The organism is Staphylococcus sp. HMSC14D10, from assembly GCF_001808125.1.
Lineage (GTDB): Bacteria > Bacillota > Bacilli > Staphylococcales > Staphylococcaceae > Staphylococcus > Staphylococcus haemolyticus.
Map to the genome: position 1 here is coordinate 216196 of NZ_KV792237.1, position 18187 is coordinate 234382.

Annotated in this window: 20 protein-coding genes and 1 pseudogene; 15 read left to right on the top strand and 6 right to left on the bottom strand. The window is 29.0% G+C overall.

Translation table 11 applies throughout. The features are described from left to right. Positions 1-111: 111 nt before the first annotated feature. A complete protein-coding gene (locus HMPREF3134_RS02860; protein ID WP_011274688.1) occupies positions 112-642 on the top strand; it encodes an immunodominant staphylococcal antigen IsaB family protein in 531 nt (176 codons plus the stop codon). Between the two features lie 110 nt (positions 643-752). Here the strand turns inward: HMPREF3134_RS02860 and HMPREF3134_RS11710 are convergent, their stop codons facing one another. Beyond that, the gene (locus HMPREF3134_RS11710) at positions 753-1037 is read right to left on the bottom strand and encodes a YolD-like family protein (RefSeq protein ID WP_080363937.1); all 285 of its coding nucleotides are present in this window, start codon (positions 1035-1037) and stop codon (positions 753-755) included. Positions 1038-1230: 193 nt separating this feature from the next. Between HMPREF3134_RS11710 and HMPREF3134_RS02865 the strand changes: the two genes are divergently transcribed. Genes HMPREF3134_RS02865 through HMPREF3134_RS02880 form a run of 4 tightly spaced genes read left to right on the top strand, consistent with a single transcriptional unit; the run spans position 1231 to position 6152 of the window. Continuing rightward, positions 1231-2343, top strand: coding sequence for a tyrosine-type recombinase/integrase (locus tag HMPREF3134_RS02865; RefSeq protein ID WP_000706212.1), 1113 nt, complete (start codon positions 1231-1233; stop codon positions 2341-2343). A 2-nt stretch (positions 2344-2345) separates the two neighbouring features. Then, positions 2346-4403 carry a tyrosine-type recombinase/integrase gene (locus HMPREF3134_RS02870; RefSeq protein ID WP_070440546.1) on the top strand — a complete coding sequence of 686 codons (2058 nt, stop codon included), beginning with the start codon at positions 2346-2348 and terminating at the stop codon, positions 4401-4403. Positions 4404-4411: 8 nt separating this feature from the next. Further along, positions 4412-4777, top strand: coding sequence for a DUF6262 family protein (locus HMPREF3134_RS02875; RefSeq protein WP_000514484.1), 366 nt, complete (start codon positions 4412-4414; stop codon positions 4775-4777). A 4-nt stretch (positions 4778-4781) separates the two neighbouring features. Then, positions 4782-6152 carry a hypothetical protein gene (locus HMPREF3134_RS02880; protein ID WP_070440583.1) on the top strand — a complete coding sequence of 457 codons (1371 nt, stop codon included), beginning with the start codon at positions 4782-4784 and terminating at the stop codon, positions 6150-6152. Between the two features lie 53 nt (positions 6153-6205). Here HMPREF3134_RS02880 and HMPREF3134_RS02885 read toward each other — a convergent pair whose 3' ends face one another. Continuing rightward, positions 6206-6616, bottom strand: coding sequence for a YolD-like family protein (locus HMPREF3134_RS02885; protein WP_000612783.1), 411 nt, complete (start codon positions 6614-6616; stop codon positions 6206-6208). 269 nt (positions 6617-6885) lie between these two features. Here HMPREF3134_RS02885 and HMPREF3134_RS02895 point away from each other — a divergent pair, with 269 nt between their 5' ends. Then, complete coding sequence (locus tag HMPREF3134_RS02895; protein ID WP_070440550.1) at positions 6886-7182, top strand: hypothetical protein; 297 nt, start codon at positions 6886-6888, stop codon at positions 7180-7182. Positions 7183-7375: 193 nt separating this feature from the next. On the opposite strand, the gene HMPREF3134_RS02900 is transcribed toward HMPREF3134_RS02895, so the two are convergent. From HMPREF3134_RS02900 to HMPREF3134_RS02910, 3 genes are all read right to left on the bottom strand, one after another. After that, positions 7376-8005 carry an NAD(P)-dependent oxidoreductase gene (locus HMPREF3134_RS02900; protein WP_070440552.1) on the bottom strand — a complete coding sequence of 210 codons (630 nt, stop codon included), beginning with the start codon at positions 8003-8005 and terminating at the stop codon, positions 7376-7378. A gap of 99 nt (positions 8006-8104) precedes the next feature. Further along, positions 8105-8716 (bottom strand): aminotransferase class I/II-fold pyridoxal phosphate-dependent enzyme, encoded by a 612-nt coding sequence (locus tag HMPREF3134_RS02905; protein ID WP_070440554.1) that lies wholly within the window; start codon positions 8714-8716, stop codon positions 8105-8107. Then, on the bottom strand, positions 8706-9425 hold the full coding sequence (locus tag HMPREF3134_RS02910) for an aminotransferase class I/II-fold pyridoxal phosphate-dependent enzyme (RefSeq protein ID WP_070440556.1): 720 nt from the start codon (positions 9423-9425) through the stop codon (positions 8706-8708). The genes HMPREF3134_RS02905 and HMPREF3134_RS02910 overlap by 11 nt, the downstream gene beginning before the upstream one ends. A 142-nt stretch (positions 9426-9567) precedes the next feature. Here HMPREF3134_RS02910 and HMPREF3134_RS02915 point away from each other — a divergent pair, with 142 nt between their 5' ends. From HMPREF3134_RS02915 to HMPREF3134_RS12405, 3 genes are all read left to right on the top strand, one after another. Next, positions 9568-10461 (top strand): DMT family transporter, encoded by an 894-nt coding sequence (locus tag HMPREF3134_RS02915; RefSeq protein WP_176744122.1) that lies wholly within the window; start codon positions 9568-9570, stop codon positions 10459-10461. A gap of 154 nt (positions 10462-10615) precedes the next feature. After that, complete coding sequence (locus tag HMPREF3134_RS12400; RefSeq protein WP_256262258.1) at positions 10616-10897, top strand: EamA family transporter; 282 nt, start codon at positions 10616-10618, stop codon at positions 10895-10897. Positions 10898-11172: 275 nt separating this feature from the next. Further along, the gene (locus tag HMPREF3134_RS12405) at positions 11173-11421 is read left to right on the top strand and encodes an EamA family transporter (RefSeq protein ID WP_070440561.1); all 249 of its coding nucleotides are present in this window, start codon (positions 11173-11175) and stop codon (positions 11419-11421) included. An 86-nt stretch (positions 11422-11507) separates the two neighbouring features. On the opposite strand, the pseudogene HMPREF3134_RS12150 reads toward HMPREF3134_RS12405, so the two are convergent. Continuing rightward, positions 11508-11630, bottom strand: a pseudogene (locus HMPREF3134_RS12150) (YolD-like family protein); the annotation flags it as partial. 385 nt (positions 11631-12015) lie between these two features. Here HMPREF3134_RS12150 and HMPREF3134_RS02930 point away from each other — a divergent pair. The 6 genes from HMPREF3134_RS02930 to HMPREF3134_RS02955 all read left to right on the top strand — a co-directional run bounded on the left by HMPREF3134_RS02930 (position 12016) and on the right by HMPREF3134_RS02955 (position 18107). After that, on the top strand, positions 12016-12591 hold the full coding sequence (locus HMPREF3134_RS02930) for an immunodominant staphylococcal antigen IsaB family protein (protein ID WP_070440563.1): 576 nt from the start codon (positions 12016-12018) through the stop codon (positions 12589-12591). A gap of 186 nt (positions 12592-12777) precedes the next feature. Further along, the gene (locus HMPREF3134_RS02935) at positions 12778-13242 is read left to right on the top strand and encodes an arginine repressor (RefSeq protein ID WP_011274692.1); all 465 of its coding nucleotides are present in this window, start codon (positions 12778-12780) and stop codon (positions 13240-13242) included. A gap of 356 nt (positions 13243-13598) precedes the next feature. Further along, positions 13599-14834, top strand: a complete 1236-nt coding sequence (gene arcA, locus HMPREF3134_RS02940) for an arginine deiminase (protein WP_011274693.1) — start codon at positions 13599-13601, stop codon at positions 14832-14834. A gap of 168 nt (positions 14835-15002) precedes the next feature. Further along, entirely contained in the window at positions 15003-16433 is a 1431-nt protein-coding gene (gene arcD / locus HMPREF3134_RS02945) for an arginine-ornithine antiporter (RefSeq protein WP_011274694.1), read from the top strand. A gap of 34 nt (positions 16434-16467) precedes the next feature. Continuing rightward, positions 16468-17151, top strand: a complete 684-nt coding sequence (locus tag HMPREF3134_RS02950; protein WP_037552602.1) for a Crp/Fnr family transcriptional regulator — start codon at positions 16468-16470, stop codon at positions 17149-17151. A 194-nt stretch (positions 17152-17345) separates the two neighbouring features. After that, positions 17346-18107 (top strand): alpha/beta hydrolase, encoded by a 762-nt coding sequence (locus HMPREF3134_RS02955; RefSeq protein ID WP_037552600.1) that lies wholly within the window; start codon positions 17346-17348, stop codon positions 18105-18107. The last annotated feature ends 80 nt before the right edge of the window (positions 18108-18187 follow it).

Here is an 18187-nt window from a genome sequence, read left to right on the forward strand (position 1 = left end):
ATTTTGTTTACTAAAATTTTTGATAAATAGGTCTTAAGTACAGTGAATGTTTGTATGTATTGTGCGATAATATAAATGAAGTGTAATTCTAATATAGAAAGAAGGACTAACATGAATAAAGTAGTTAAAACTATTGCCTCAACAACATTAGCATTTGGAACACTTTTAGGAGTGAGTAGCGCTGTATTACCAGTACAAGATACTGCCCATGCAGCAACGCAAACTAAAGGGTATTACTACTCTTATAATGGTTACGTTGATAAAGACGCTAAATTCTTAACAGACAAGAACTTTATTAACGCAATCAAACACGACAACATTAAATTTAATGGTATCAAACTTGCTAAAACAAATAGCACAACTGTAAAAGAAAAGTATAATCAGAAATTTACTGGCGTAACAAGCAATGGCAAAAAAGCGAATAAATTACAATTTATAGTTAAAGGCGATTTAACGTACAGTCAACTTAAAAAAGCTTATGGTAAAGATTTGAAAAAAGTAAAAGGCAACAATAATGTTAAAGGTAGCGGTATTTACGTTTATAAACCAAATAAAGATGGTTTAGCAACATCATTTGTTCTTAATAACAATAAAGTTGTAGAAGTAGATATTAGTTACGTAGGCTTTACAACAAGTAAATAATATTTAGAAGAGCGCATAAATGGGACTTCCTCATCTATGCGCTTTAATTTATCTCTAGTTAAAATAAAACTCATGTTTCAATGATATGAGTCACTAATTACGCAGCACACTTACTCTACATTACAAATAACCTCAAAATCGAGTTTCATCGTTTGTGAACCGTTCTCGTTACTAATTGTGATACAGCGATTTAGCGAGTCGATACGACGTATATACGCTGCAATTGATTGGATATAGCCATTTCTCCAATAACTAATCATTGCCAGTTGGTGCTGTGTGAATTTACAAGTGAGCTGTCGATTGATATCTTCGAATTGATCATCTGACAATGAAGGCATGGCAATTTTATTCTGTTCCTCAATAAAATCATTCAATCGTTGATATTGTTCTGGCATTGTCGCAAAGGGTTATATATATGTTGAAAAATATAGACTATTTTGTTTAATATGAATTAATTTTTTAGAAAATATGAACATAGTATAAATATTAAGTAGTCTTATTTTATTATGTTTAATAAGTTTAGTATGTCAATGTAAAAAACAAAAAATAGTGTATACTTATACTATTAAATTTAGAAATGAGATTATTATGAAAATAGTAGAAGTAAAATCTAAGAATGGCATTAATTTTATGATTTTAGATAATAATAATGAACCTATAGTAGATGCAGTACGCTATTTGAAGTATCTGGATAGTGTTAAGAAGAGTTTAAATACTAAAAAAACCTATGCCTATGCACTTAAAAAGTTTTTTATATACTTAGAAATTAAAGAGATACGCTATAAAGAAGTCAATTTTGATAACTTTGTTGATTTTATAAGATGGATGAAAACACCTTTTGAATATGAGAATGTACTATCTTATAACCAAAAACAAACAAGCATTAGTCCTAAGACAATTAATCTGACTATTACAGTAGTATCTAATTTTTATGACTATCTCTATAGGAGCAAAAAATTAGATGTTAATTTCTATGATTTTTTACATACGGAAAGTAAATATTCTAAAAAATATAAAAGTTTCATGCATCACGTAAATAAGGACTATGGAATGTTAAAAAATATTTTGAAAGTAAAAGAACCAAAGAAAAAACTAGAAGTGTTAACTAGTGTTGAGGTTAAGGAATTATTAGGAGCAGCTAATAATATTAGAGATAAATTCCTAATACAATTATTATATGAAACAGGATTACGTATAGGTGAGGTGTTGTCATTACGTATCGGTGATATCAAATTTGATTTTAGAAAAGGCCATCAAATAGTTTTGAAAAATAGATTTAATGATAATGGTACTTATTTGAAAACTGGGGAAAGAAAAATATTTATTTCCCAATCGTTAATTGATTTATACGATGATTATGTCTACGAAATAATTGACGAACTTTCAATATGTTCTGATTATCTTTTTGTAAAAATAAAGGGGAGAAATGTAGGAGAAGCTATGAATTATAGTGATATTTATTCATTATTTAAAAGGCTAAAACATAAAACATCTATAAATGTTCATCCTCATTTATTTCGCCATACACATGCAACTGTTTTTTATAATGAAACTAAGGATATTAAACAAGTTCAAGAAAGACTCGGTCATAGTAATATACAAACGACTATTAATTTATATGTTCATCCCACTGAAGAAGATATACGTGAAGATTGGAATAAAGTTAAGCATCAATTTCAAGTTTTTAATAAAGGGGAATAACTATGCCAATACCAATTAATTTACCTACAAACAGTACTCTGATTAATGAATTATGTACATTACAAAGTAGAACTATAAACATAAAAGGAGAAGTGTTAATAACTGAAATATATGATGATTACTTTTTAAAAAATGATGAATGGCACATTTCAGCTTTTAACAAGTTCAAGCAATTTCAAGATAGTATCAAGAACTATAAAGACAAAAGAAAAAATATTTTCTTTAGAATTAAAAGCAAAAATTTAGAATTTAAATACCTTTTTTTGAAACTTATAGTTAAAGAGGATTGGTCTTTATCTAATGTATTTAATACTGGAGCAGTGAAACTTAACAAGATTGCTGAGTTCTTTAATGAAGTTTATCCAAATTTAAATTCTTTACTAGATTGTGATATTAATATGTTAGAAAAGTACTGGTTTAGTTGGTTGACTAAAAATAATATACCTATAAAAAGAAGATCATCAACAATAGTTTTTGGTGATTATGAATACAAAAGTGCACTAGCTTCTTTTTTAAAGAATATGTATATTAATCTAAATAAATTTATTGATAAGCGAGAAGAATGGGAAAAAGATAAATGGGATATTAGAAATTTAGAAAAATATGGATTGAGTTATAATAAAACACTAACTGGTAATTATTTGAACTTTGAAAAAATTGAGTCAATTAAAATGCGAGAAGCAGCAAAAATATATTTAAAAAATCGTTTGATAACTGGTGATATAGCATTTGCTACAGCAAGGTTTTATATAAGAGTTTTAACTAGGTTTTTTCAAAATATATCTAAAAATAAAGAAACAAGGAATAGTTTAAATGAACTAGATAGATGTCATATCGAAGCATATATAGAATTTTTATTTGAATATGCAACTAATAAAAATTTGCAAAGTACTAAGAACTTTGTGAGAGAAGAATTAAAAACAATTAGAAGATTCTTAAACGATATTATAACTCAAAACTATGCTATAGCACCGTACCAAGATATACGATTTTTAATTTATCCACAAGACTTACCTAAACACGAAAAGAAAAATAGTAGCCAAATTGATTATATCCCAGATTTTGTATTGGAACAGCTTTTTGAGCATATAAATGATTTGCACAAAGATTTAATACCTGTAGTTTGGATAGCTTTTAAAACAGGACTAAGAATTTCTGATGTATTAACATTAAAAAATAATTGCCTTGCAAAAGTTAATGGAAAGTTTTCAATAATCACTGATATTGCTAAAACTTTTGTTAAAGGACATAGGATACCAATCGATAATGAATTAGCTGATATAGTAGCAGTTTTAATAGCCAATTCTAAAATTAAAAGTACAAAAGATAACAACCCTAATAATTATATTTTTGCTATTTATAAAGGAAAAAGAAAAGGAATGCCTTTTACACAACATATGGTCAGAGCACACTTAAATCATTTAGCAAAAACAAAAAATATTGTTGATGAACAAGGAGAAATTTTCCATTTCAAAACTCATCAATTTAGACATACTTATGCAGTAAAATTACTAAATGGTGGAGCAGATATATTAACGATACAAGAATTATTAGCACATGCCTCACCAGAAATGACTCTCAGATATGCTAAGTTACTTGATGATACAAAAAGAAAGGCTTTTGAATCAGTTATTGATCAAGGGGCTTTTAGTTTCGATGTTGACGGTAAGATTAAAAATATTCAGCATAGTAGTGAACTATCAGAAAAAGCATTGAATTCTTTATGGCAAGAGCATAAATTAAACGCAATGGATAATCCTTACGGTACTTGTCATGCTAGATTGAGTGGTGATTGTCCATACATGGAAGCTCCGCCATGCTTAACTTGTAATTCTGGGAAACCATGTAAGGATTTAGCTATTGGTTTTTCTGATTTAGATGTGGAAAAATATGAATTACATATCAAATCAACGGTCAAATCTATAGAATTGGCTAAGAATAATAATAGGCAAGATATGGTTGAAAAGCATACTAATATATTGAATAAATACGAAGAAATATTAGGTAATATAAAGGATGGAAACATTATATTCGGGAGAAGTAATAGAATAAAAGTATAGAGGTTAAGATGGGAAAATTTAATAGACAAGAGCAATTAAAACAGTTACATGCAGAACGAAAAGTTAAAACCGAGCAAAAAGTTTCTAAAGCAATAAATGAATTGGTTCAAAAAAATGAAGAAATTAACTTTAATATTGTAGCTAAGCATTCAAATGTATCTAAAGCTACTTTATACAATAATAATAAAATTCGAAATAGAATTGAAAAATTACGTGAACAAAGCAAAGAAATATTTGTTCATAAAAATAAAAGTGACGGTAAAGATGCGTTAATTTCTTCTTTAAAAAGAAAAGTAAGTTCTTTAGAAAAAGAGAAAGAAATGTTGAAAGAAGAAATTAGCGTTTTATATTCTAGGATATATGAGGATATCTAAAATGATGAACAATAGAAATGAAAAGATTCTTGAAGATATTAATAATTTAAAAGGCTATAAAGTGACATATATATATGCTACTGCTATAAATATAAAAGATAATAATATGAACCCTTGGTTTGAGAAAATTGAGTCAATTCTATTTAATTTAAAAGGAGTTATACGTATTTTATCTCCTGACAAAAAGCCGTTAAATTATGATTATTGGGCTTTACCTGGAAAATATAAGAGGTACACAAAAGAATATCACAAAAAACTAGAAAAATTTTTAGAAAAATTTGCTACTAATGTAAATATTAATAAAGGATTGTTTGATCAAAATAATATACATGGATACAAATATAAAAAATATATATTCACTCCATATATTGAAATTACTCATGAAAACACTTTGAATTTATTTTTTTTGACCTTAACTATATTTAACAATGGTACTTTTGTTATAGAAATAGTTGAAGATTTAGAGAGTATAAATTTTGGAGATGACTTGTATAGTACTTTCTCAATTGTTGAAGATAAGATATATCCTATAATTAATCAAGAAAATAATAATAGACAAAGACAGTATCAATTGTATGGGCATAGACAATATAAAAATATTAGAGATGTTTCTAGGCAAATTAATAGAATTATTAAAAATAATAGTAATGATATCTTTGAATATAAAGTATCTAGAAATATGGGGTTTGAAGTTTATTATTTAGCTAATGAAAATGAATTTGCAGACGATCCTTTTTATGAAGATGTGAAAATTCAAGAGTGGTTAGTAAATGCGCCTATTATTTCATTTGAAGGAAAAAGTAAGCATTTTAGGCAAGATGGTTATAGCGATAATTATATAAATTTCTTAAATAAAGCATCAGTTTTTGTAGTTTGGATGGATGAGCAAGAAGGAGATATTTTAGAACAATGTTCTAAAATGGCGCTTTATTTTCATAGTTCCGCTAATTTCTTTTTCTTAGAAACTATGTTAAATGAATTACAATTGTATGGGTATCAGCAATATAATTTAAATGGGAAAAAAGAAGCCCTATATTTTAGACAATGGATACTAAATTTCAAGAGATCTATTGCAATTATTTATAGAACAGAGCTTCTACCTAGTTTATATTTATATTTGTATCTAAAGAATAATAATGATTTTAAATCTCCTCAAGATATTGAAGAATTAAATAAAGAAGAATTATCACTAATTGAATTGGAGCAGTCTTACAAGGAAGAAGAAAGAAGCGAAAATTTAAATAAACTTTTGTTAATAATAAGTCTTTTATCAATCTTCCAGGTAGTAGATATATTTTTCAATGATAAAAATAATATATTTTATATCAGTCTGATACTTATAATGATTTTGCTAGTAGTATTTCGAAAAAAATAATTAATAATAAACTATTTAAAATTTCAAACAGTATTACTTAATATCGTTGAATATTAAGTAATACTACAAACATTAGCATTATTTAGTTTATATATATTATTGTTAGAGTCGCAAAATGAAAATGTATTGTTAATTTCATGAATTTTTAAAATTTTTCCTGTATAAGTAGAAAGATGACCATTTTCCCAATATACTATGGAACATAGTTCATCATTTTTTACTTTTACCTGAAAAATATAGTTGATGCTATCCAAAGTATCTTCTGTTAATATAGGTTTCTCAATTTTATCTTGATTTTGAATTATTTTGTTTAAAATTTCAAACTGTTCAGGGAGTGTAGCAAAAGCCTGCCATTTGATTTTTCCACGTCCTTGAGGAATTCTAGGGTTTAAATATTCTCTTGGTATTTTTCTGTAATCTGTTTCATATTTATATCTATCAGGAGCGTTTGGATTTGGAATCATAGAAATCACCTCAAAACAATAATAGAACATATGTTCTATTATCGCAAGGATTTTTTGAAATTAAACTTTTTAACTAGTAATAGGAGGAAAATTATTGAATGAAATTATTGAATTTATAACTAATAAAGAAATTCTAAATATATTTTTGGGAGTATTTATAACTATTTTTACTGGAACTATAATTTTTATAATACAAATTATAGTAAAATACATATTTGAAAGAAGAGGTAAGTTAAACATATATTTTAAACATGTTCATAGTATAGCCCATGAATAGATTCAAAGAAATGGGAACATATAGAGTACAAGTTCCTTTATGGATTGAAATACATAATACTCAAGAAATAAAGAGAACAATAAGAAATTTTAATATTGTTGCTTTTTATAAAAATAAAAAGGTAGATAACTTTTTGCAAATAAATGACTACACAAAAGATAGAATTCCTTTAGAAAATAATGACTCTTACTCTTTTATAATTGCGCCAAATGAAATAAAAAAATATGAATTATACTTTTTATTAGACACTAATGTAAAGAATAGATTCGTTAAAAGTAATATATTATGATGAAAAAAATAAGAAAAAATCCATACCTTAATAGATTTTGAAAAAGAAATGGGATTAGGATACCAAGAATTAGATAATACATGGAAAAAGTTAAATAACTAGGTGAAAGTAAACGTAGACAAACCGCAATCCAAATGATTGCATTGAGTTCGTCTACGTTCTGAATTCTCTTACAATTTAATTTTGGGTTTATTTATTCTGAAACTACAGTAAATTGTTTCTTAATGTAATTTGGTGTTTCTACTTCATCTAATATAGCTAACGCTGCATCGGAATAACTTAAGTAACTTTCTCCAGAGTCATTTTTAAGTAATACATTATTTCCAAACCTATACTTTCCAGTTCTCAAACCATCTTTGTCAAAATTGGCTGATGGGCTAAAATACGACCAATTAATATTTGATTCTTTAAGTGCTTTTAAATTTTTATCTTGTCCTATAGCGGTTTTTTGTACATCGCTTGATAAATTACCTGTATCGATCAATTTTTTATTACTAAAACTATCTATATAAAGGCTACCTGCGCCTCCAACAATTAGTAATCTCACATTTGTTTCTTCAAATATATTTATAAGTGTTTTGCCTACATAAACATGAGGTTTTTCTTCTCCAATAGGTGCTCCAAAAGCACTGATAACAACATCGAATATTTTTATGTCTTCAGTTGAAAGTGAGTTTATATCTTTCTCTATAACATTTTCAATTGGAAAATCAAGTTTGTTAACGTCTCTAACAATCGCTGTAGCATCATGCTTTCGGTTAATTGCTTCTCTTAAGAGAAGGTTTCCAAATTTTCCACTGGCTCCTAAAATACCAATTTTCATTCATATTCCTCCTAAAATTATAATATAAAGAAAGTATGACAGATATTTGTATTAATTCAGGAAAAATTTAGGACTTTGTATCGATATATATAAATAAAATTAAAACGATTTACTGCTATTTATACACTTTTTGATGAGTTGTAGACCAATATCAATCTTGTTTTCTGCGATATTAGTAGTGTTTAATTTTAAAAATTTATAGTTATTCTTAAAATTTTTAATATAGTTTTTTTGATAATCATCGACTAAAATCTTTGACTTATAAAGGTTGTTATAAAGAGAGTTCATATTAATTGTTTTTGGTAATTTAATTACTGTATGCATTTTATGGTTATCATTAAATTCGTAATTTGTGAAATGTTTATTTAATGATTGGCGTAGTACATTAACCTTTTGTCGATGCTTATCAATGATGTTATTTTTATGGTAATTATATAATCCACTAGTAATAAAAGTTTGCATAATGGATTGACTAATTACATTCGTTTGGATGTCAACAATTTCTTTAATATCTAAAAATTTTTGAATTAATTTAATAGGAAGCACAACAAGTCCAAGTCTTTGACCCGGAAACATAATTTTGGAAAAGCTTTTTAAATAAATTACACGTTCATTATTATCCATTTCATAAATTGATTTGTAGGAGTTTTTTTGTTCAAAATCTCCTAAATAATCATCTTCAATTATATAAAAATCATATTTATTTGCCATTTTTAGAAGGCTTATCAGTTTCTTTCATGGTTGTTCCTAGAGGATTATGAAGTCTAGGCATTAAATAAACATATTTGGGTCTATCTGATTTAATAACATTCTCAAATTCGAGTATATTTATGTCATCTAAATTACGACTATATATCGTATAATTCATGTTTAAACGTTCTATTAAGTTATTCATTTGGTGATAAGTGGGTTGTTCTACAAGAATTTTTTCATTATTATTTATTATCATTAAAGATAGGATATGTAGGGCTTGTTGGGTTCCATTTGTAATGACAATTTGTTCTTCTTTTGTAAAAATTTGATCATCTTCTAATATACTTTTAAAAGATTGTTTTAAAAGATTACTGCCAGTAACTGATCCATAAGTAAATAAATGTTGTTTTTCATTTTGAAAAGAAGTTTCTAGGCATTGTATATAGCTTTCGAAAGGAAAGTCGGTCCAAGAAGTAGAAGATGTAGAAAAATCAAAGTAATCATTAGTGTCAAAATTATTTGGATTTTTAGTAATAATAAAATATCCAATATTAGGTTTATTATAAATTTTATTCAATTTTATTAGTTGACGGAGAGCTTGATTAATAGTTGATTGACTCACGTCAAAAAATTTCATCATTTCTCTTATATTTGGAAGACGACTAGTATAATATCCGTCATCGATATATTGAATCAAGAGATCAGCAACTATTTGGTATTTTTTCATAAGATTCCCCCTATAAAAAGAGTAACATAAAAGAATTACAATAATAATTTGAATGTATAATATGTATCGATACATATTTGAAATTAAAATTCCTTTAATAAATAAAATTGCGTTACCTTATTTAACAAAGGAGGTTATGTTAATGAAAGAGAGTAGAGCGATTTTTTCAGCATTGGGTTTTTCAATTATTATAGGTTTATCATTTATGTTTGTGAAGATATCCATAAATTACGAAAATGAATTGCTTGTACTTGCTCAAAGATTTACCTTTGCTTTTATAGCAGTTTTAATATTCATTATTATTAAACCTATAAATTTAAAATTAAATTATAAAGAATTATTAATAGTATTTATAATTTCAATTTTCTATCCAATTATATTTTTTAGCAGTCAAATTTTAGGGTTAAGCCAAACAACTGTAAGTGAAGCAGGGATTATTCAAGCAATTGCCCCTGCTATCACAGTTTTGTTTGGCATCATATTTTTAAAAGAGAATGTTAAAAAAGCACAGATATTTGGGATATTGTTAAGTATCATGGGTGTTATTTTCCTTCAACTAATGAATGCTCAAGGTGTAGGGGAATTACACTTTATCGGAAATATGTTGATTATAGCCTCTATATTTGCTACAGCAATTTGGCAAGTTTTATCTCGTAGTGTGACTCAAAAAATCGCTCCAATAAAAGTAACAATTTATATCATGATAATTGGTTTTGTTTTCTTCAATAGTGTTTATTTTTTAAAAGGTGGATCATTCTATGGCTATGCTCAATCAATGCCACAAATACATTATTTAGTTGCTATTATATTTTTAGGTGTATTCTCTACTTTTGGGACATCTTTACTTTCAATATACGCCGTTTCTAAGTTGCCAGTTATTCAGGTAACAGTTTTTAATAATGTAGCAACGCTAATTACTATTCTTTCAGGTATTTTGATTTTAAAAGAACAATTTTATTATTATCACATTATAGGTGCACTTATTATTATATTAGGAGTCATATTAGTAAATAAGAAATCTCATAAAAGTAAATAAGGCTTATGATTTATTATGTAACTAAAGAACTTTTAACATTTAATTTTATATAGTCATTTAGATAATTTAATAATCGCAAGTAAAGGTGGTTTAAAATGAAAAGTATTTGTTACTCTTTTTGTTAAGTTTAATTTGGGGTTCTCAATTCCTTTTTATGGCATTAATTACTCATGATGCAAATCCGGTAATTATTTCGTTTATAAAAGCATTACTTGGCGCTGTTTTTTTGTGGGTTATAACTTTATTTTTGAAAAAAACAGTATACCAAAAACAATATGGACTATACATTCTTATTGCGTTGTTTGAAGTAGTAATACCATTTATATTCATTGCGCAAGGTCAACGTTTTATTGACAGTGGTATAACTTCAATTATAATTGCACTAACGCCAATATTCACTCTATTAATTATGGTATTGACAATGCAAAAAAATTAAAATATTAGAATCATTTGCAATTTTTTTAGGCTTTGTTGGTATAGTAGTTATTTCATGGACGCCGCAGCAATTAAATATGCAATCTTATATATCTATTGGATTATTGTTGTTTGCATCATTAAGTTTTGCAATATCATTAGTATTGATGCAAAACTTAAAAAGCAATGCACCAATACACCACATGAAAAATATATTATTTATTGTGCTTCAGGAATGTTACTACTATTATTAATAATAATACCCAATACTATTAATATTAAATTTGATGTATATCAATGGGGGCGCTTGTTATTTTAGGTATTGTTCACGCGGCATTGGCTTTTGTTCTCTACAATATATTAGTTAATAAATATGATGCACTGTACGCCTCACTTTCTAATTATATTGTCCCAGTAATTGGTGTCTTGATAGGTTTTATAGTATTGAATGAATCATTATATGTTAATACAGTTATTGGAATTATTTTGGTTCTAATATCTCTAATTCTTTCTCAAATAGATGAAGATAAAACTAAAGAAATTTAAAATCTAAAAGACTCAAACATAATATACATATAAATTATGTTTGAGTCTTTTAGATTCAGTAACTATATTAAATTAGTACATATAATAAACGGAGCCCACTTCACCATGCCACGTCCTTGAGGAATGTTAGCGTCTAGATATTGTCTTGGTATTTTACGATAATCTGTTTCATATTTATACTCATCTGGCGCATTAGGATTTGGAATCATGTTAACCACCTCAAATTCATTATAGAACATATGTTCGCATTTTGGAAGTGGTTTTCTACAATATAAAGTAATTTTATATTTATTTTGGAAAAGTAAAAAAGACTATATAAAAGAGCCATAAGTTTAACAAAGGGGAAGTAAACTTATGGCTATAGTTATTACATAATATAACTTTTTGTGAAGGAGTTAATGGGGATGTTACTCCTATATTTAGTATAACATAATTTATATAAAAAATTATTTAACTATTTGTGAAATTTAATTTTGTGTAATTATAAACAACATTACATCAAATATTAAACACTTCTAATTAGTTAACCAAAATTGTATAACAATCAAGAATGGCGTATGATATGTTTAGTTATAAAGAAAGAAGGCTTCTAATTTGAGAAAAACTACAAAAACATTAGTCGCAACGACATTAGCACTAAGCACATTATTTGGTGTAGGTGTTACGAGTGCATTGACGGAAACATCTATTGCACATGCTGAATCTAAAGCTACAACAAACACAACTCATTCTAAAGCGAATGCGACATCTGCATATTACAATTATAAAGGATATGCAGGTCAAGACGTATCTTTTGTATTAGATAAACATTTTAAAAATGCGGTAAAAGCTGAAAATGTCACATTCAACGGTATTAAATTGAAAGCAACAACATCATCTAAAAATGTGAAAAAATATGATCAATATTTTAGAAACGTTTCGAAAGATGGTAAAACAGCATCATTACTTGATTTAAACGTAACGGGTAAAATGACATTGGATCAATTAAATAAAACTTACGGTAAAGATTTACAAAAGGTAAATAACCAAAAGCATAATACAACAGGTATCTATTTCTACCAACCAAATTCAAAAGGAATGACGGTATGGTTTGATGTAGATAACGGTAAAGTTGATCGCGTGGTAATGGGCTATAGCACTGTAAAACAAGCTATGAAAGAATCAAAATAGCATAACTTGAAAGACACCTCAATAGTTGGATGATAAATCTTACTTTTGGGGCGTTTTTATGTAAATAATTAAATTTATAACAGATTTTATGAAATACCCCACACAAAGAAAGACAAAAAAATGATACGTTAAAAGTAAAACATAAATATAGCAGTAGGCTGTATAGGGATAGAGGGAGTTTATAATATGAAAAAGAATAAACGTCTAGATCTCATCGCAACGGTAGTTAAGAATAACCGATTTAACAAAAAGGAAGAGATTGCAGATTACATTGATACGCATTTCGGGGTGCGCTATAGCGTAACTACGATTTCAAGAGATTTGAAAGAATTAAAGATTTTTAAAGTTCCAGCTGTAAGTAATCAATCCTATTATAAGAAGTTAGATAATACGCAACAAATGGATGCTAAAACGAAACTGCTACATTATTATGACAGTGAAATTAAAAGTATCATAATAAAAGATAGCTACATACTTATCAAAACATCTCCAGGATTTGCGCAATGCATTAATTATTTCATTGATCGAATGAATATTAATGAAATATTAGGGACAGTAGGTGGCAATGACACATTGATGGTACTAACTAATTCTGAAGAAATGGCTAAATATGTGCATTATAAATTATTTAATCATAAATATTCAAATTAATGTATAAAATATAATGTGGATTTACTTTTTTATATTATCTATAATAGAGTGTAACACACCTAATTTATAATGTTCATAACCTAAGTAGTTATATAATTGTAGATACAAATCACGGGTGTTTATAAATACAGAATAATGCATAAAAAACTTTTCTTAAAAATATTATCATACGAAAATAAATGGAATATACATAAAAAGCACCAAATGCCCAATGATTTTGTATATTCAATCACAAATATGCATTGAATAACCAGAAAGCATGAACTAGCACACGTTCATTTTGTGAAAACAATCACATAAACTTTTTTGAAAGCGCTTTATACTCTAATTGTAGATAAATAAAGGAGGAAATGAATATGACACAAGGACCTATTCAAGTAAACAGTGAAATCGGTAGATTAAAAACAGTATTACTCAAACGACCTGGTAAAGAATTAGAAAATTTAGTACCAGATCACTTAAGTGGCTTGCTATTCGATGATATTCCTTATTTAAAAGTGGCGCAAGAAGAGCACGACAAATTTGCACAAACACTTCGTGATGAAGGTGTGGAAGTTGTTTATTTAGAAAAACTAGCAGCTGAAGCAATTGCAGATAAAGATGTGCGAGAACAGTTCATTGACGATATTCTTGCAGAATCTCAAAAAACAGTATTAGGACATGAAGCTGAAATTAAAACGTTTTTTGCGAAGTTATCAGATCAAGAATTAATCGATAAAATTATGGCTGGTGTGAGAAAAGAAGAAATTGAACTAAAAACAACACATCTCGTTGAATACATGGATGATAGATATCCATTCTATTTAGACCCAATGCCTAACCTTTACTTTACACGTGATCCTCAAGCATCAGTAGGTAGAGGTATGACAATTAACAGAATGTATTGGAGAGCACGTCGCAGAGAATCACTATTTATGACATACATTTTAAAATATCATCCAAGATTTAAAGATGCAGATGTACCAGTATGGTTAGACCGAAACTCACCATTTAATATCGAAGGTGGAGATGAATTAATTCTATCTAAAGAAGCTTTAGCCATTGGTATATCTGAACGTACATCAGCACAAGCAATTGAACGCTTAGCACGTAATATATTTAAAGATGAATCTACGACATTCAAGAAAGTAATTGCGATTGAAATTCCAAATAGTCGTACGTTCATGCATTTAGATACAGTATTCACAATGATTGACTACGATAAATTCACAGTGCATTCAGCTATTTTCAAAGAAGAAAATAACATGAATTTATTTACGATTGAATACGATGAAGCAAAAGATGATATCAAAATTACACATTCTAATAAACTACGTGAAACGCTAGCAGACGTACTTGGCGTTGAAAAAATCGAGTTTATCCCAACTGGTAATGGTGACGTGATAGACGGCGCACGTGAACAATGGAATGACGGTTCAAACACGCTATGTATACGCCCAGGTGTGGTCGTTACTTATGACCGAAACTACGTATCAAACCAATTACTTCGTGATAAAGGCATTAAAGTGCTTGAAATTACTGGTAGTGAACTTGTTCGTGGACGTGGGGGCCCAAGATGTATGAGCCAACCATTATTTAGAGAAGATATTTAAAGTATTTCGAGCAAACGTAAGGACTTTTTTGAAAAATACATCGCAGGGAAAGTGATGTAGAAATATAACACAAGGAGAAGGGTTTGAAGCAGGGTTACCAGACAATTGAATAATGATGCTTCAAGCCCTTAATTTAAAAGTAATCCTCCTTAGAAGGGGAAATGAATTATGAATGAATCAGACACAAACAAACTTGGTAAAACGTCACTTATTGGCTTAGTCATTGGTTCTATGATTGGTGGCGGTGCATTTAATATCATTTCTGATATGGGTGGTCAAGCCGGTGGTTTAGCAATTATGATTGGATGGATTATCACCGCAATCGGAATGATTTCACTCGCATTTGTCTTCCAAAATCTCACTAATGTAAGACCGGACTTAGAAGGTGGAATTTACAGTTATGCACAGGCTGGATTTGGCGACTTTATTGGTTTCTCAAGTGCTTGGGGCTACTGGTTTGCTGCGTTTCTAGGTAACGTAGCCTATGCAACATTATTGATGTCAGCAGTAGGTAACTTCTTCCCAATCTTCAAAGGTGGTAATACGCTACCAAGTATTATCGTCGCTTCTTTCTTATTATGGGGTGTGCACTTCTTAATACTTAGAGGTGTTGAAACCGCAGCTTTTATCAATAGTATTGTAACTGTTGCAAAGTTAATTCCTATATTCTTAGTCATCATTTGTATGATTGTAGTATTTAATTTCGATACATTTAAAGCAGGGTTCTACGGAATGACAAGCGGTGGTACAGGTATATTTAGTTGGGGCGATACAATGTCTCAAGTTAAGAGTACAATGCTTGTAACCGTATGGGTATTCACTGGTATTGAAGGTGCAGTGGTATTCTCAGGTCGTGCTAAATCGAAAAAAGACGTAGGCACTGCTACAGTAATTGGACTTGTTTCAGTACTTGTTATTTACTTCTTAATGACTGTATTGGCACAAGGCGTCATTCAACAAAATCAAATTGCTGATCTTGCAAGCCCATCAATGGCACAAGTGTTAGAACATATCGTTGGTCATTGGGGTTCAGTACTCGTTAACATTGGATTAATTATTTCTGTTTTAGGTGCATGGCTTGGTTGGACATTACTAGCTGGTGAGCTACCATTTATAGTGGCTAAAGATGGCTTGTTCCCGAAATGGTTTGCTAAAGAAAATAAAAATAAAGCACCAATCAATGCATTATTAATTACAAACATTCTAGTACAAATATTCTTAATTAGCATGTTATTTACAGACAGTGCATATCAATTTGCGTTTTCACTTGCATCAAGCGCGATTTTAATTCCGTATATGTTTAGTGCCTTTTATCAATTGAAATACACAATTGAGCATAAAGGACACGCTACAGTGAAACAATGGGCAATCGGTATTATTGCATCAATCTATGCGATATGGCTTGTGTACGCTGCAGGTATTGATTACTTGTTATTAACCATGTTGCTCTACATCCCTGGTCTATTTGTTTATCGTTTCGTACAACGTAATAACCATAAACCATTAACGAAAGGTGACTATATCTTGTTTGCAGTCATTATCATACTTGCAATAATAGGTATCATTCGCTTAGCGATGGGAAGCGTTTCAGTATTCTAATAAAAAGTTTTAAAAGATTTAGGAGTGTATCTCAATGGCCGGAAAGACATATATCAACAACAGAGACAATGATTTAAGTGAAGGGCTCAAACAATTAGCGTCTTACTTAAATATTCCAACGGGTGTCATTCAAGCATTCAAGAGTGAATGTTTCGTGCGACGTTACAATAAAGGACAAATCATATATTATTCATCTGATCAGCCCACCTATGTGTATTTATTACTAGACGGTATTGTTTTGCGTGAAACAATTAATGAAGATGGGGACGCTTATCGTAAGCTTAATAAAGAGCAACTATTATTTCCGTTAAATCATCTCTTTCGTAAAATTGAATTAAACGAGATGTGCACAGCTATAACACCATGTAATGTAATAGGAATACCTAAAGATATGTTGGAATATCTTTGTAAAAATCATGACGACATATTTGTTACACTGTTCGAAAAGTTAAATAACGAACTTGAACTGCTAAGGGAATACAATATGGCATTAACCACAAAGTTGGCGAGAGAACGTATTGAGAAAGTACTATATTATTTATGTCATGCAATAGGATACGATCATGATGAATTCTACGAAATTAAACATATCATGACCATTCAATTACTGAGTGATTTAGCAGGTATTTCACGTGAAACAACTGGCCATATTGTACATGAATTAAAAGAAGAGAAAAAATTAATAAAAAATGGCAAAAACTGGATGGTTATAAAGTAATAAATAAGACACAAAGCCCCCTTTATATACAAAAAGCGTTTATATTAAACTACCAAACCGATATAAACACAATAATTGCTACTTAAGACGTTGGTGACATTACTAACGTCTTTTTGTATGTTTGGGTAACACCTTTTTCAGAAAAAGTGTAAAATAGATATAATCATTTATTATTAGAAGGGGCGACAATCAACATGGCACTCATGACAATCAATTACTTATCACCATCTTTAGGTATGCAACAATCATTTGTAGCAATTATTCCAGAAGACGCCAGTTTCTTCGACGAAACACAATCACCTAAATCTTATAAATCACTTATGCTATTGCATGGATTATCAAGTGATGCAACGTCGTATACACGCTTTACCAGTGTTGAGCGATATGCAAATGAACATCAATTAGCCATTATTATGCCGAATGCAGATCATAGTGGCTATGCAAATATGACGTACGGTCATAGTTATTATGACCATATATTGGAAGTGTATCACTACGCACATAAGCTACTTCCATTATCACCAAAACGTGAAGATAATTTTATTGCAGGTCATTCGATGGGTGGTTACGGCACGATGAAATTTGCATTAACACAAGGAAGACTCTTCTCTAAAGCATCGCCATTGTCTTCTGTCTTTCAAGCGCAAGGGTTAATGGAACTTGATTATCCTGATTTCGCACCAAAAGCAATTACTGGGGAAGATACAACTATCAAGGGTACTGAACTCGATACATATCATTTAGTTGATGAAGCAATCGAAAAAGGATTGACCATACCTAAGTTGTTGATTCAATGTGGTACAGAAGATTTCTTATATGAAGATAATCAACAATTTATGACATATTTGGATGATAAAGGAATTGACTATCAATATGAAGAAGGTCCAGGTGAACATGATTATGCGTTCTGGGATAAAGCCATCAAACGCACAATTGAATGGTTAGTAGAAGAATAGGAATGAAAAAGAATTTGGAATCCAAATGATGAATAATAGCAGGAGTCTGGGACAAAATAAAATGTCTCAGCCTACTTTAT

Coding starts and splice junctions, on each gene's coding strand:
- HMPREF3134_RS02860 (WP_011274688.1), top strand. CDS start 112: ATGAATAAAGTAGTTAAAACTATTGCCTCAACAACATTAGCATTTGGA.
- HMPREF3134_RS11710 (WP_080363937.1), bottom strand. CDS start 1,037: ATGCCAGAACAATATCAACGATTGAATGATTTTATTGAGGAACAGAAT.
- HMPREF3134_RS02865 (WP_000706212.1), top strand. CDS start 1,231: ATGAAAATAGTAGAAGTAAAATCTAAGAATGGCATTAATTTTATGATT.
- HMPREF3134_RS02870 (WP_070440546.1), top strand. CDS start 2,346: ATGCCAATACCAATTAATTTACCTACAAACAGTACTCTGATTAATGAA.
- HMPREF3134_RS02875 (WP_000514484.1), top strand. CDS start 4,412: ATGGGAAAATTTAATAGACAAGAGCAATTAAAACAGTTACATGCAGAA.
- HMPREF3134_RS02880 (WP_070440583.1), top strand. CDS start 4,782: ATGAACAATAGAAATGAAAAGATTCTTGAAGATATTAATAATTTAAAA.
- HMPREF3134_RS02885 (WP_000612783.1), bottom strand. CDS start 6,616: ATGATTCCAAATCCAAACGCTCCTGATAGATATAAATATGAAACAGAT.
- HMPREF3134_RS02895 (WP_070440550.1), top strand. CDS start 6,886: ATGAATAGATTCAAAGAAATGGGAACATATAGAGTACAAGTTCCTTTA.
- HMPREF3134_RS02900 (WP_070440552.1), bottom strand. CDS start 8,005: ATGAAAATTGGTATTTTAGGAGCCAGTGGAAAATTTGGAAACCTTCTC.
- HMPREF3134_RS02905 (WP_070440554.1), bottom strand. CDS start 8,716: ATGGCAAATAAATATGATTTTTATATAATTGAAGATGATTATTTAGGA.
- HMPREF3134_RS02910 (WP_070440556.1), bottom strand. CDS start 9,425: ATGAAAAAATACCAAATAGTTGCTGATCTCTTGATTCAATATATCGAT.
- HMPREF3134_RS02915 (WP_176744122.1), top strand. CDS start 9,568: ATGAAAGAGAGTAGAGCGATTTTTTCAGCATTGGGTTTTTCAATTATT.
- HMPREF3134_RS12400 (WP_256262258.1), top strand. CDS start 10,616: ATGGCATTAATTACTCATGATGCAAATCCGGTAATTATTTCGTTTATA.
- HMPREF3134_RS12405 (WP_070440561.1), top strand. CDS start 11,173: ATGGGGGCGCTTGTTATTTTAGGTATTGTTCACGCGGCATTGGCTTTT.
- HMPREF3134_RS02935 (WP_011274692.1), top strand. CDS start 12,778: ATGAAAAAGAATAAACGTCTAGATCTCATCGCAACGGTAGTTAAGAAT.
- arcA (WP_011274693.1), top strand. CDS start 13,599: ATGACACAAGGACCTATTCAAGTAAACAGTGAAATCGGTAGATTAAAA.
- arcD (WP_011274694.1), top strand. CDS start 15,003: ATGAATGAATCAGACACAAACAAACTTGGTAAAACGTCACTTATTGGC.
- HMPREF3134_RS02950 (WP_037552602.1), top strand. CDS start 16,468: ATGGCCGGAAAGACATATATCAACAACAGAGACAATGATTTAAGTGAA.
- HMPREF3134_RS02955 (WP_037552600.1), top strand. CDS start 17,346: ATGGCACTCATGACAATCAATTACTTATCACCATCTTTAGGTATGCAA.